Origin of the sequence: Paenibacillus bovis, assembly GCF_001421015.2 — a bacterium.
Taxonomy (GTDB): Bacteria; Bacillota; Bacilli; order Paenibacillales; family Paenibacillaceae; genus Saccharibacillus; species Saccharibacillus bovis.
Genome location: NZ_CP013023.1, coordinates 3,399,029 through 3,411,842, shown reverse-complemented (window position 1 = coordinate 3,411,842; position 12,814 = coordinate 3,399,029). Strand labels below are relative to the sequence as shown.

Below are 12,814 nucleotides of genomic sequence, written 5' to 3'. Positions count from 1 at the left end.
TTTTCAAGGAAGAAGGAATCGTATTCTATGTATAAACAAAATAAGCTGCTTATCCTGATCTTGATGATAGGCGCCTTTGGCATTATCAATACAGAAATGGGCGTTATCGGGATACTGCCCTATATTGCCGAGCGTTTTGATATTAGTGTATCAAGAGCGGGGTGGTTGGTCAGTTTGTTTGCGCTCACCGTAGCTGTCTCAGGGCCGACCATGCCGCTTTTGTTTTCAGGAATAAATGGCAAGAAAGCGATGCTGCTGGTACTCGGAGTGTTCGTAGTAAGCAATATTGTCGCCATATTTACATCGAATTTTGCAGTTGCTATGATTGCACGCGTGATTCCGGCTATTTTTCATCCTGTTTATTTTTCGGCGGCTTTTACGATAGCGGCGGAATCTGTTCACAAAAAAGAAGCGCCAAAAGCAATCTCCAAAGTCTTTATTGGCGTGTCGGCAGGTATGGTACTCGGCGTACCGATCGCGAGTTTCCTTGCCAGTGCCATTTCCTATCAAATCTCAATGTCTTTTTTCGCAATCGTCAATGCAATCGTATTTGTCGCTATTCTGGCTTTTTTCCCTTCGATGCCTGTCAAAGAAAAACTTTCGTATGGAGCCCAGCTCTCTGTATTGAAAAAGCCCGCCATATGGCTTTCGATCGGTGCGGTCATTTTGCTGAATTCGGCAGTGTTTGGAGTATACAGCTATCTAGCGGAGTATCTCGGAACGGTTACTCGGATGTCCGGCAGTTGGATCAGCATTATGCTGGCAGTATTCGGGGGAGCCAATATTATAGGCAATATCGTGGCAGGCAAGCTGCTTACGAATAATGCCAACCGATCCGTCGTTGTATTTCCTTTTGTATTGGGATTCGTTTATTTGCTATTATTGTTGTTGGGACAATTCACGGTACCGATGGCTATCATTACGGTGTTCTGGGGAATATTGGCCGGTATCGCGGGCAATATTAATCAGTACTGGATTACTTCTGCAGCACGGAAAGCGCCCGAATTTGCAAACGGTCTATTTTTGGCTTCTGTGAACCTGGGTACTACGATAGGAACAGCGGCAGGTGGACTGTTCATCTCGACATGGGGGAACCCATACGTTGTATGGGTAGGCATCCTGTCGCTGATATTAAGTGCAGTGTTCATTATGCTTAGAATCTCCCTATATGATCCGGTCAAGTCAGTGTCCAGGCAATAAAGCTGTTCCACAGCCTGCATACTCGCTATAGGATTGCACAGCTGCTTCACCTTCTGCGTTGAAGAGATGTAAGGGCTCAGGCGTTAAGAGCCTTTTCATACTGTTCCTTCAGCCGTTTAATATCGGTTCGAGGCGGAGCTCCGAACATACGAGAATATTCCCGGCTAAATTGTGACGCACTCTCGTATCCTACGCGAAAAGCCACATCTGCTGCATCCGACGATTCGGCGAGCAGCAGACGACGGGCCTCCTGCAGGCGCAGCTGCTTCTGGAACTGGAGCGGACTCATCGCGGTTACTTCCTTGAAATTGCGGTGGAAGGAAGAGACGCTCATGCTCGCCAGCTCGGCCAGCTCCTCGATACGCAGCGGCTGGTCATAATGACGGGTGATCTGCTCGATTGCGTCGCGAATCCGGTAAGTGCTGGTGCCTTCCATGGCAATCTGTGCAAGGGTAGAACCATAAGGTCCCTGCAGCAGCCGGTACAATATTTCCTTGCTGAACATCGGCGCGAGAAAAGGGATATCCTGCGGCCGATCGAGCAGCCTGGCCAGCCGCAGGACAGCATCCAGCAGATCGGAACCGATATCGCCAACGAATAATGCCCTGCTTGTATGTTGCCTTGGAACAGGAGGCAGCTCAAAGCTGTTCAGTACCTCAATGATCTCATTCTGTGTAAATTCCAGCTTAAAAGCCAGGTAAGGATTATCCGGTGCTGCCTGTATCACCTGTCCAACGACCGGAAGATCCATTGTAGCGACCAGAAAGTCGGAAGGACCGTAGTTATAGCGTTCTTTTGCCAGAAATATATCTTTGTGACCGTTCGCAATATAACAAAAGCATGGATTGTACAGGCTGTGTACAGGTTCGGTAGTGTGAGAATAACGAATAAGGAACAAGGATGGAATCCCGGTTGACTGCACTCCTTCGTGGATGCAGTGCCGCCGGATCAGATCCTTGATCTCTGACTGCTGCTTCAGCATTTGTTCGCTCATGGGTACCTCCTTTGGCAGGCAGGGATGTCTTGTTCTTTTCTCATTATAGGCACATAAAGGGGCTCATGTTAATCCACATGAGAGAATCAGGCAATCATTTAAGACAATCGAGATAACGGTATAACTTCCAGCTATTGCATAATAACTGTGAAAGAGGAGGGAGAGCCAGATGGAGAAATTCATTAAGTGGCTGGACAGAGCAATGATCCGCAGATTGACGGATATGATTGCGCTGGAGCAGGAAGCCGTCTACAGGGACATCTATAGAAATTCCCTGAATGAACTGTATACCAAATACAGTCGTACATTCTGAGCAGTACACCGTACAATTCGATTCCAGTAGTATATCATCATAATAGAACAAGCCTGCAGAAGCGTATTGCTATTAAGCGTACATCAGTAAATCAAATGTATACACATACCATCAGCTATTCTACATCACTATAATCGATCAAAGGAGTGTACAGCATGGAATATACCAAGCTTGGAAACACAGGTCTGGATGTATCGCGAATCTGTCTGGGATGTATGGGATTTGGCGACGCCAATAAATGGGTCCACCCATGGGTACTGGATGAGGAGAATAGTCGTCCGGTTATCCAAAAGGCGCTGGAGCTGGGGATTAACTTTTTTGATACAGCTAATGTCTATTCGCTGGGCGCAAGTGAAGAATATCTGGGACGCGCGCTCAAGGACTATGCCAACCGTGACGAGATTGTTATTGCCACCAAAGTATTCAGTCGCATGCATGAGGGACCGAATGGTGCAGGCCTGTCCCGCAAAGCCATCATGAGCGAGATCGACAAAAGTCTGCAGCGGCTGGGTACCGATTATGTCGATCTATATCAGATTCATCGATGGGACTATAACACACCGATCGAAGAGACGATGGAGGCGCTGCATGATCTGGTCAAAATAGGCAAGGTTCGTTATATCGGCGCTTCGGCAATGTATGCCTGGCAGTTCCAGAAAGCGCTACATGTCGCAGAAAAGAACAATTGGACCCGCTTTGTATCAATGCAGAATCACCTGAATCTACTGTACCGTGAAGAAGAACGGGAAATGCTGCCGCTGTGCCGCGAGGAAGGTATTGGTGTTATTCCGTACAGCCCACTTGCTTCCGGACGACTGACACGCGATCTGGAACAATCGACCCTGCGCTCGGAAACGGATCAGATTCAGAAGTCCAAATACGATTCCACCATGAACACCGACCGTGTGATCATTGAGCGTGTTGCTGAAATGGCCGGCCGTTACGGCGTCCCCCGTGCACAGATTGCTACAGCATGGATTCTGCAAAAAAGCCCGGTAAGCGCACCGATCATCGGAGCGACCAAAATAGCGCATCTGGAAGATGCCGTTCAGGCGCTGGATGTGAAGCTGACAGCGGAAGATGTGGCTTTTCTGGAGGAGCCGTATGTACCGCATCCCGTCGTAGGTGCTAATTAGAATAGTTGTTAGATAGGTTGCAAATAGTAAGCAGTCATCCCGATTACAAAGAGATAAAGCCGCTCCTGTTGAATGGTTACTACGCAGGATCGGCTCTTTATTACATAGCTGAATCTATTGAATAGAGCGCTCGTCTAATTGATTTTATATACTCTATGTTGTGATACAAGGCGAAAACATCTTATTTTGCCGATACCAGATCGATTATAAATTCCTTTCTAACAATGCTCCTACCCGTTGTGCCATATGGTGAGGGGAGGAAGGTTTTTCCTTTTTGAACCACGCTTCGACTACCCCTACAATAGCAGATCCAAAAAATTGAATGATCACATCTTCATCTTCACCATCGTTTAATTCTGGAGAACTTCCTTCGGTCAGGCTTTCTACACTTTTCAACTCCTGGAGGACAAATTCAAGGAATCGGCTGCGAAAAAAAGGTCCTCCTTGATTCGCGAGCATCGTGGAAAAGAACAAGTAATGACTCTCAAAGTACTCGAACCATAACAATACCGTATCAAAATAACCAGTGTTATCCTCTGATTCACAGAGCTTCCGCAGTTCGCAAATATGTTCTTCGATTAGATGATCCAGCAGATCAAATTTATCTATGTAGTGCAGATAAACCGTTCTTCGGCTAACATTTGCCCTGTCAGAAATTTCTTGGATTGTGATTTGGTCAAATTTTTTGTTGATCATCAGCTCAATAAGGGCTGTTTTTATCGCTTCTTGAGATTTGATTATTCTTCTATCTACCTTGGACACTATAAGTCACCATACTTTCCGAAATAAATTACACACTTTCAAATGATCTGTGAAGAAATACACGAATTGCGGTTATTTGGCAATTGCTGGCACATTATTTTATTGGTTATGATTATATACAGTTGTTACTTAATACACCAGTGTGTATTTTGAAGGGGGAGCTACATAATGAAGATAGCGGTAATAGGAGCAACAGGAGCGACTGGCAGGAAAGTGGTAGAGCGAGCACTTGATTCAGGACATGAAGTGATAGCCGTAGCTCGTCGGCCAGAAACCATCGCTTCCACAGTGCGTCTCAGCGTCCGACAGGGCAATGTACTTGATAGGACGAGTATTACCAACGCTTTGGCCGATACAGATGTGGTGATTAGTTGCCTGGGTCCTACAGGGAATTTTCCGCAAGGTATCGTCACATCGGAGGGAATCTCGAACATCCGTAAAAACTTTTCGCCAGGCACTACCATGTCGGTGGGGATTACGAATATTCTGGCGGCCTGCGAGAGCAAGGGAGTGAAGCGCTTTGTGATGCAGAGTGGCATTGGTCTGAGCGATGGAAAAGAACTCTCAGCATTAAATCGCCTGGCCATACATATCTCGGGTCGCATTTTCACGAAGGCGGTGGAGGATAAAGCTATTGCCGAGCGTGCAGTACAACAGAGCGGATTAGATTGGATTATTGTACGACCGCCAGCTCTCAGCGACACCGCGGCTACTTCGAAATATACAGCGGGCCCTTTGATCCGCATTTCTCCGCTAAGACCGCTTTCTTTCGCAGATTGCGCGGACTGTCTCGTGAGAGCGGCCACGAATGAGCCAACCTGGGTTAGGAAAATCGTTAATGTTGGGCGATAATGGGTTTATTTTTAACAGAATCATATGGTTAACCAGGCGTAAATCGATTTTTTGCGACTTTTGAAAGGTTTGATCACAGCATTTGACTAAATAATGAATGCTTGGCCACATTAAAAAATGAAAAAGAACGTTTTTTAGAAGCAAATGAGTAGTTTGCTTCTTTTTTACGTCGTATTTGCGAAAATGAACGAATGTAATAGATGATTTTAATGAAGGAAGAGAACAATTGTGAACAAATCAATTTTGAAATTACAACCTACAATATTTACTGAAATAAATATTTCAATATATGAAAAATTCACAATAGTAAAACAAATTATACTTAGCTACTACCTGCAAACCAGAAACATAGACGCACCAAATTTAAAAAAGAAAATTTACGCAATCCTATCTTGATAAGCAACAAAAATATGCGATAAATTATCAATATTATCTCTAGTGCAAGCTTACTATTCTAAAAAAAGCATGCTATCGCCATACTTGTGCCCTGTTCGCTGTCTTTGTAATCAACTACACTAAAGTCAACAGATAAGCCGCAGGCTATTGGAGTGCTTCCTTCTAAACACATCCCAAGTATAGCGTTCCAGCTCTCCTGCAGCTTATACGTTCATCAGTGAATTGTTAAACTATACAACTCAATCGGCTGCAGGCTATCGGAGTACTTCCTTCTAAAACATTGGACGTCAGTGTTCCGGCTCTCCTGCAGTCTCTTTTTTTAAAGGAGGTTTTACATATGAATATCCAGAATGTCGATACAGCTGCATTACTTCAGATAATGAATCCTGTTTTTCTGCGGCGTAGTCAAAAGATCATACTGCCACCTGCTGGAACGTTAACCAAACGACTGCCCGCCGATCGAAGCGTACTCGCTGCGCTGCTTAAAAATATCGAGAGTCTAGGATATACCTTTTCAGCACAACTCACCCTGGCAGCCGAATCCCTGAATCAGGAACAGATGGTTACTCTATATGAGACGATCCTGCCAGTACTGCAAAAAATACTCGGAGCACATGTACAGCATCGTCCGATGTATCCTAATTTCCCCGATGAGGTAATGGAAGCCTCTGAAGTAGAACTATATCTGAATGCAGTACTTCACTATACGCATGGTCTACTGCCAAATACAGAAGTCAAGAAACGCCCTTTGAGCCTGGATCACAAAAAGCTGAAAGTGATTGATCTTGGCACAGAGCAGCAGTTCACTCAAATGATGCGCAGTCTTGCCGGTGCCAACGGTTCATTGTCCGACGAGGACAAAGCTGATCTGGCCACTGCATTGACTTATATACCTGATATAGATGATATTCTGCCCGATGAGATTCCTTATAAGGAAAATGCCGCATGGATCGCATCCGTATTGCTGACACAGAAGCGGGCGAGCACAGAGCGATTATCCCGTTACTTCCGGACAGCAACCGATGTACTGCGTCTGGCAGCAGGATTATCGGGATTGGATACCAGTCTGTACTGGGCCAAGCGAATTCCGCAGCTAACGCAGCCTTTTCAGAATATATACAATATGAACCAGGGTATGAATGTGCAGGTGACTCCTGATCAGCAGACAGCACCCGTCTACCATTTTCGCAAATTCAAGCGGGCAGAGCGTCGTTTTCTGCTCGGATTACTGGAAAAAACATCGCAGCCACTTGAAGATATGGTATTGTACCGGGAATTGTGGAAGCGTCTCGGCGAGATTCTGCATCCTGGTGAAATGCGTAATCAGTATCCTCATGCCTTCGAGGCATTTACACGGCTGCGCCGGGAAAAACATATTCCCACATTTCGCAGTGAAGTAGAGCAGGGACTGTATCACCGGGACGCAGCAGTTATCGCGAGACTGGCTTCACGTCCAGGCGAACTCGCACGCCGACTTGACCTGCTGCTTCGTTCCCAGCCGCAGGCAGCCGAAGAGATATTGAATTCTTTTAATTCTGTGATTAGCCAGATAGCGGTACCGTTATTACTGCAGCTGATGGCTCATTTCAAGCACCGTAATGAGCATCGCGATTATCGGGTCTTTTTCCCGAAAGGCAATATGGGCAAGGCTGTTGCCATATATAATCATCTGCCGTCTCTGAATACGGCATGGTCTGCAGAAATTGTACAGCAGATTGAAAAGGAACTCCGAACACGCTTTGCAGACCGGCCGGCACTGGGCCGAGTCTATATTGATCCGGTATTGGCTAAAGTTCCGGTACCATTCTCCCAGCGATCTGCCAGTCAATCGCTTCGTCCGCTGCCACGCGGCAGCCGGGTAGCTATGCCAAGCGGAGAGACAGTACGGCTATTCTGCTGGTGGACCAATCTTCGTACGGGTGAAAAGAATCAGCGCCGAGTCGACGTCGATCTATCCCTCGTGTTAATGGATGAAGATTGGAATCCTGTCGAGACTCTCGCATTTTATAATCTCAAGGAATCGTATGGGGTACACAGCGGTGATATTACAGATGCAGGCAAAGAGGGCGCTTCCGAATTTATCGATCTGCACATCCAGGCTGTACGGGAGGCAACAAAAGCTCGCTATGCGATGATGCAGGTGGCTTGCTTTACCGGTCAGGCATTTGCCGAACTGCCGGAATGTTTTGCCGGATTCATGATGCGAACCTACAGCCAGACCGGCAAGATCTATGACCCACGCACCGTGGAGACCCGGTTCGATCTGACTGTCGAAGCCCAGCAAGCTGTTCCACTGGCGCTCGATCTGGAAAAGCGTGAAATGATCTGGATGGATGCGGTCCTCAAAAATCGAAGCTTTGCTATTACCGCCGAGCAGAACATGAGCGGCATGCAGCTGCTCGGACATGCCTTTGCCGATTTGCACAAAACAACGCTGATAGAACTATTCACGCTGCATGGCGAATCGCGCGGTACTCTGGTGGATTCCATAGAAGAAGCGGATACTGTGTTTGCTATGGAAGAGGGAATAACGCCTTATCATACGGATGTAATTCTGAGCGAATATCTTTGAGGAAAACAGTTTGGGTAATCGGGCGAAAAGTAGTCATTATCCAGAATAATTTTCTAATACATCAAACACATTCTTAAAGGAGCGATAACCATGGCTTCTGAATCTATGCGATATACCAGCTACACCAGGCGGCACATGGATATCATCCAATCTGGTGTTGAGAGTATCAGAGAATTTTTGGAAAAGGAAAGCCAGCAGGAAAAGCAGAATCTGGTGTTTTGCATGGATCGGTTTCTTGATCCTTGGTTTGGTTACGATCTTCCTTATACTGATCAGATTATTCTTTTGCTGCAGCAGCACTTATTCATAGAGGAATCTTCCGATATCCAAATGGATATTCTGGATTTGCTATGTCAATATGGTCAGCATAATCTGGATATTCTGGCACAGCATATTGGAAAGTTAGAACCGGATCTTCAAGCCGCTCCTGCAGACCCTTCCAAACTGGAGCTATTAGCCAATGCTTTATATGCACTGGGGCTTACTTATAATCGCAAATATATCCCGGTTGTCGCAGCGTATGAATCCTATGACAATCCGGTCATTCAAAAAGCTGCTATCGAAGCACTACATGAGCTACATCAGGCCAAATCATGAGGATGCCGATCAGTCATATAAAACCCCCTCGAAAAATAATCAGCCCTTTATCGATAAAAAGATGATATTAAGGGTAAATATATAATTAGGTATAGAATGGTAAGTACAGCCTAATCCAAAAACGAGGGGAGCTTTTCATATGACAACCGAAAACCTGAATGCAGCCGCTTCCGGAACGTTCAAGATTGGCGGCGATCTGGAAGTTAATCGTCTTGGTTATGGAAGTATGCAATTGACCGGCAAAGGAGTATGGGGAGATCCCAAAGATCCCGATGAAGCGGTACGTGTATTACAACGGGCGGTAGAACTGGGTGTTAATTTTATCGATACGGCAGACTCCTACGGTCCGTTTGTAGCCGAACAACTAATCCGTAAAGCGCTGCATCCCTATACAGATGGATTGATTATTGCAACCAAAGCAGGACTGACCCGTTCCGGCCCGGATGACTGGCGTCCTGTTGGCCGTCCGGAATATTTGCGGCAGCAGGCGGAACTGAGCTTGCGGAACCTGGGGCTGGAGCGAATCGATCTTTTCCAACTGCACCGCATCGACCCCAAAGTGCCGCTGGAAGAGCAGCTTGGCGAATTGGAAAAGCTGCGCCAGGAAGGCAAAATTCGCCACATCGGTCTGAGTGAGGTTGATGTAGAGCAGCTACAGGAAGCCAGCAAAATTACCAAAATTGCTTCCGTGCAAAACCTGTACAATCTATCTACCCGCAAATCAGAAGATTTACTTAACGAAGCGGAAAAACAAAATATTGCCTTTATCCCATGGTTCCCGCTCGCAACCGGTAAACTCGCCCGCGAAGGTGGTCCGCTGGACGAAATCTCCAAAAAGCTGAATGCCAAACCGGCCCAGGTCGCACTTGCCTGGCTGCTGCGCCGCTCTCCGGTCATTCTGCCGATTCCAGGCACATCGACCGTATCCCATCTGGATGAAAATATTGAAGCAGCGAATTTGCAGCTGAGCGATGAAGACTTTGCTACACTGGACAAGCTTTCTGAACAGGAATAACAGAGTTAAACCAACTATATGACCTATCTGTTTGGTCTATAGTATAGATACAAAAGTACAGATACAAAAGCCCGAATTCCGTGACATGGATTTCGGGTTTTTGTATCTGTATATCCAGCTGAAAATGATGCAAGATGGAACACCTGCTATGTTCTGTGTAAAATACTTTGCTTGATCATCCCATCTGCAATAATGTACTATAGCGATTCTCCAAAGACAGGTATAGTGATGTAAAAACACCGACAACACGCAGAGAGGGGTTTTTCATATCAGTATCCTGTCTTTTTTATTGTATTGCTTTATCGTTACCTTCACACCCGGACCGAGCAACATTATCATTCTCTCCATTTCGCAAAAGGAAGGAACTGCCCAAGCACTTCGTTACACATATGGTGCCACATTGGCATTCGGATTACTGTTAACAGCGTCGGCACTGCTCAGCGGTATACTGGCAGTCATTTTGCCCAAAATCCTGATCGGGATGCAGATGATCGGCAGCCTGTATATGCTATATCTGGCATACCAGATTTCACGCAAGTCGAAATCTTCTGCATCCAGTACATCCGATGGAATGGGTACATTTCGCTCCGGCTTTATTACCCAGTTCGTCAATCCCAAGGTGATCCTGTTTACGATGACGGTTATTCCGACCTTTATCATTCCGTATAATCCGCAGGTTACCGGACTGATGGCAGGTGTGATAGGCATTACCTGTATTGGATTTCTTGCCTATGCAACATGGGTGATGTTTGGTACAATTTTTAAACAGTTTTTGCAGCGGCATCAGCGGATCGCCAATTGGGTGATGACTCTGTTTCTGATCTATGCGGCCATCATGCTATGGATATAATTCACTGCTGAAGAGGTGATTATTGTGGAGAAGTTCATTTACAAACAATCGGCTGGTATCACGGCGCTATCTGCGAGTATTACTGATTTTACGTACAAACGCCATTCCCATCAGGAATATGCGATGGGTGTTACACTACGGGGAATCCAGCATTTTACGATGGACGGCAGTCTGCAGCTGTCTCATCAGAACGGTGTGATGCTGTTTAATCCCGAGCAGGCGCATGACGGTATGGCACATGATCGCACAGGACTGGATTATGTGATGTTGTATATCGATCCGCCACTGCTGCTAGAAGCCATGGAGAAAAAGGAAGTCATGCGCTTTGCTGCGCCGATCGTATATGATCAGACGCTCAAACAGCGGATTATCGCACTGTCGAACGCTATTTTGAGTGAAAAAGAGGAAGCTCTTTGCAGTGAGCTACTCGTGTTGCTGACAGACGGACTAGCAGAAACCAATCTATCTACCAGCTACAAGGCAGACAATGGCATGCTTCGGGCAGCCAAGCACATGATCCACGACAATCTGGAAACCGTACTGCGGCTGGAGGAAATCTGTGGAGAACTGGGATTGTCCAAATTCCAGTTTATTCGTTTCTTCAAAATGCATACGGGAATCTCGCCATATCAGTACTTTTTGAATTGCAAAATTGAACGCGCCAAGCGATTGATCGAGAAGAATCGTGATATCTACTCAGCGGTAGCAGAGTGTGGATTTGTAGATCTGGCGCATTTGAACAAGCATTTCAAAAGTGTATATGGGACAACAGCATTTGAATATATGACTCATCTTGGTTAAAGGTATTGAACCGATCCTGTCGAATGGTTATCATACAGGATTGGTTTTTTTATTTTTATTACATATGCAGAAATGAGTGAGTAACATGCACAACCTTACACAGCTTGAAGAAGTAGTAAATGTAGCTGTAGAAGAAATTGCTTTTTCAGGTTGTATTCAGTTGTACCAACATGGTCGGCTGCTACTGGAAGTTTCGTCAGAATGGCGGAATCGGGCAGAGCAGCTCCCGAATGAACGACATACACGCTTTGGGATAGCTTCAGGCTGCAAGATATTTACAGCTGTAGCGATCTGTCAGCTGATAGAGCAAGGCCGGCTGACCACAGAGACTCGGTTGCAGGATTGTTTGTCTATTCCGTTTCCTCATTTTGATCCCGAGATTACATTACATCATTTATTGACGCATACTTCGGGTATACCAGATTATTTTGATGAAGACGTTATGGATAATTTTGAAGAACTATGGAAGGATCATCCGGTATACCAAATGCGTTCACTTCAGGATTTTGTACCTTTGTTTGCTGACCAGCAGATGAAGTTCACACCAGGCGCACAATTTCACTACAACAATGCTGGCTTTATCGTACTCGGGCTGGTCGTTGAACAGCAAAGCGGCATAGATTTTACAGAATATGTACAAAAGCATATTTTTGATGCTTGCGGGATGAATAAATCAGGTTATTTTGCTGCTGATCGTCTGCCGCCCAACACAGCGCTGGGATATATCTATGACAAAGTCGGTTCTTGGCGCACGAATATCTTTTCTATTCCGGTGAGAGGTGGTGCAGATGGAGGTGCTTATACGAATGGCCCGGATATGCACAAATTCTGGCAGGGGCTGATCACTCATCAGTTGATCGGAAAGGAAATGACAGAGCGATTACTGAGCGCACATGTCCACTGTAATGATGATGAAGATTATTATGGATACGGGATATGGATGACTCGCAGAAAAGCTCAGCCTTTTAAATTTCATCTTATGGGATACGATCCAGGGGTCAGCTTCAATTCTTCCGTATATGAAGAAGATGGAATGATACTGATCATTACTTCTAATGAAGATCAGGGACCATACATAATAACCGAAGCAATAGAATCGGTGTTGTATCCGATGCATACAACAGAGATAGATTAAATATCCTTGGAGCAGGAATTCCACCTGCTCTATTATTTACAGCTGCAGGTGCAATTATCCCTATTTTTCTATATAATACAGGAAATCAAAACTTCCGAATCTTACCATGGAATAGTTTTTGATTGCGCTTACAAAAGTGGTGGTTGGATGGTCACTTATGCCGACTAATCCATCTAACAAAATTAGATAGA

General features: G+C 45.6%; 12 protein-coding genes. 10 read left to right on the top strand and 2 right to left on the bottom strand.

The window, feature by feature from the left end; all coding sequences use genetic code 11:
* The first annotated feature begins 27 nt into the window (after positions 1-27).
* Positions 28-1,200 (top strand): MFS transporter, encoded by a 1,173-nt coding sequence (locus tag AR543_RS14510; protein ID WP_060535194.1) that lies wholly within the window; start codon positions 28-30, stop codon positions 1,198-1,200.
* Between the two features lie 76 nt (positions 1,201-1,276).
* Here the strand turns inward: AR543_RS14510 and AR543_RS14505 are convergent, their stop codons facing one another.
* Positions 1,277-2,194 carry an AraC family transcriptional regulator gene (locus tag AR543_RS14505; RefSeq protein WP_060535193.1) on the bottom strand — a complete coding sequence of 306 codons (918 nt, stop codon included), beginning with the start codon at positions 2,192-2,194 and terminating at the stop codon, positions 1,277-1,279.
* 169 nt (positions 2,195-2,363) lie between these two features.
* Here AR543_RS14505 and AR543_RS24315 point away from each other — a divergent pair, with 169 nt between their 5' ends.
* Positions 2,364-2,507 (top strand): hypothetical protein, encoded by a 144-nt coding sequence (locus tag AR543_RS24315; protein WP_158523975.1) that lies wholly within the window; start codon positions 2,364-2,366, stop codon positions 2,505-2,507.
* 155 nt (positions 2,508-2,662) lie between these two features.
* On the top strand, positions 2,663-3,643 hold the full coding sequence (locus AR543_RS14500; RefSeq protein ID WP_060535192.1) for an aldo/keto reductase: 981 nt from the start codon (positions 2,663-2,665) through the stop codon (positions 3,641-3,643).
* 204 nt (positions 3,644-3,847) lie between these two features.
* Here the strand turns inward: AR543_RS14500 and AR543_RS14495 are convergent, their stop codons facing one another.
* Positions 3,848-4,405: a TetR/AcrR family transcriptional regulator gene (locus AR543_RS14495; RefSeq protein ID WP_060535191.1), complete on the bottom strand. Its 558-nt coding sequence runs from the start codon at positions 4,403-4,405 to the stop codon at positions 3,848-3,850.
* 168 nt (positions 4,406-4,573) lie between these two features.
* On the opposite strand from AR543_RS14495, the gene AR543_RS14490 reads away from it, so the two are divergent.
* The 7 genes from AR543_RS14490 (at position 4,574) to AR543_RS14460 (ending at position 12,623) form a co-directional block, all read left to right on the top strand.
* Positions 4,574-5,257 carry an NAD(P)-dependent oxidoreductase gene (locus tag AR543_RS14490; RefSeq protein WP_060535190.1) on the top strand — a complete coding sequence of 228 codons (684 nt, stop codon included), beginning with the start codon at positions 4,574-4,576 and terminating at the stop codon, positions 5,255-5,257.
* Between the two features lie 733 nt (positions 5,258-5,990).
* Positions 5,991-8,225 carry a TerD family protein gene (locus AR543_RS14485; protein WP_060535189.1) on the top strand — a complete coding sequence of 745 codons (2,235 nt, stop codon included), beginning with the start codon at positions 5,991-5,993 and terminating at the stop codon, positions 8,223-8,225.
* A gap of 90 nt (positions 8,226-8,315) precedes the next feature.
* On the top strand, positions 8,316-8,822 hold the full coding sequence (locus tag AR543_RS14480) for a HEAT repeat domain-containing protein (protein WP_060535188.1): 507 nt from the start codon (positions 8,316-8,318) through the stop codon (positions 8,820-8,822).
* 139 nt (positions 8,823-8,961) lie between these two features.
* Complete coding sequence (locus AR543_RS14475) at positions 8,962-9,837, top strand: aldo/keto reductase (RefSeq protein ID WP_060535187.1); 876 nt, start codon at positions 8,962-8,964, stop codon at positions 9,835-9,837.
* Between the two features lie 289 nt (positions 9,838-10,126).
* Positions 10,127-10,687 carry a LysE family translocator gene (locus AR543_RS14470; RefSeq protein WP_335582695.1) on the top strand — a complete coding sequence of 187 codons (561 nt, stop codon included), beginning with the start codon at positions 10,127-10,129 and terminating at the stop codon, positions 10,685-10,687.
* 24 nt (positions 10,688-10,711) lie between these two features.
* Positions 10,712-11,488 carry an AraC family transcriptional regulator gene (locus tag AR543_RS14465; protein ID WP_060535185.1) on the top strand — a complete coding sequence of 259 codons (777 nt, stop codon included), beginning with the start codon at positions 10,712-10,714 and terminating at the stop codon, positions 11,486-11,488.
* An 85-nt stretch (positions 11,489-11,573) separates the two neighbouring features.
* Positions 11,574-12,623: a serine hydrolase domain-containing protein gene (locus tag AR543_RS14460; protein WP_060535184.1), complete on the top strand. Its 1,050-nt coding sequence runs from the start codon at positions 11,574-11,576 to the stop codon at positions 12,621-12,623.
* Positions 12,624-12,814 lie beyond the last annotated feature (191 nt).

Excerpts from the sequence above, each read along its gene's own strand:
- AR543_RS14490 (WP_060535190.1), top strand. The coding sequence starts at position 4,574 with ATGAAGATAGCGGTAATAGGAGCAACAGGAGCGACTGGCAGGAAAGTG.
- AR543_RS14505 (WP_060535193.1), bottom strand. The coding sequence starts at position 2,194 with ATGAGCGAACAAATGCTGAAGCAGCAGTCAGAGATCAAGGATCTGATC.
- AR543_RS24315 (WP_158523975.1), top strand. The coding sequence starts at position 2,364 with ATGGAGAAATTCATTAAGTGGCTGGACAGAGCAATGATCCGCAGATTG.
- AR543_RS14480 (WP_060535188.1), top strand. The coding sequence starts at position 8,316 with ATGGCTTCTGAATCTATGCGATATACCAGCTACACCAGGCGGCACATG.
- AR543_RS14500 (WP_060535192.1), top strand. The coding sequence starts at position 2,663 with ATGGAATATACCAAGCTTGGAAACACAGGTCTGGATGTATCGCGAATC.
- AR543_RS14485 (WP_060535189.1), top strand. The coding sequence starts at position 5,991 with ATGAATATCCAGAATGTCGATACAGCTGCATTACTTCAGATAATGAAT.
- AR543_RS14475 (WP_060535187.1), top strand. The coding sequence starts at position 8,962 with ATGACAACCGAAAACCTGAATGCAGCCGCTTCCGGAACGTTCAAGATT.
- AR543_RS14510 (WP_060535194.1), top strand. The coding sequence starts at position 28 with ATGTATAAACAAAATAAGCTGCTTATCCTGATCTTGATGATAGGCGCC.
- AR543_RS14460 (WP_060535184.1), top strand. The coding sequence starts at position 11,574 with ATGCACAACCTTACACAGCTTGAAGAAGTAGTAAATGTAGCTGTAGAA.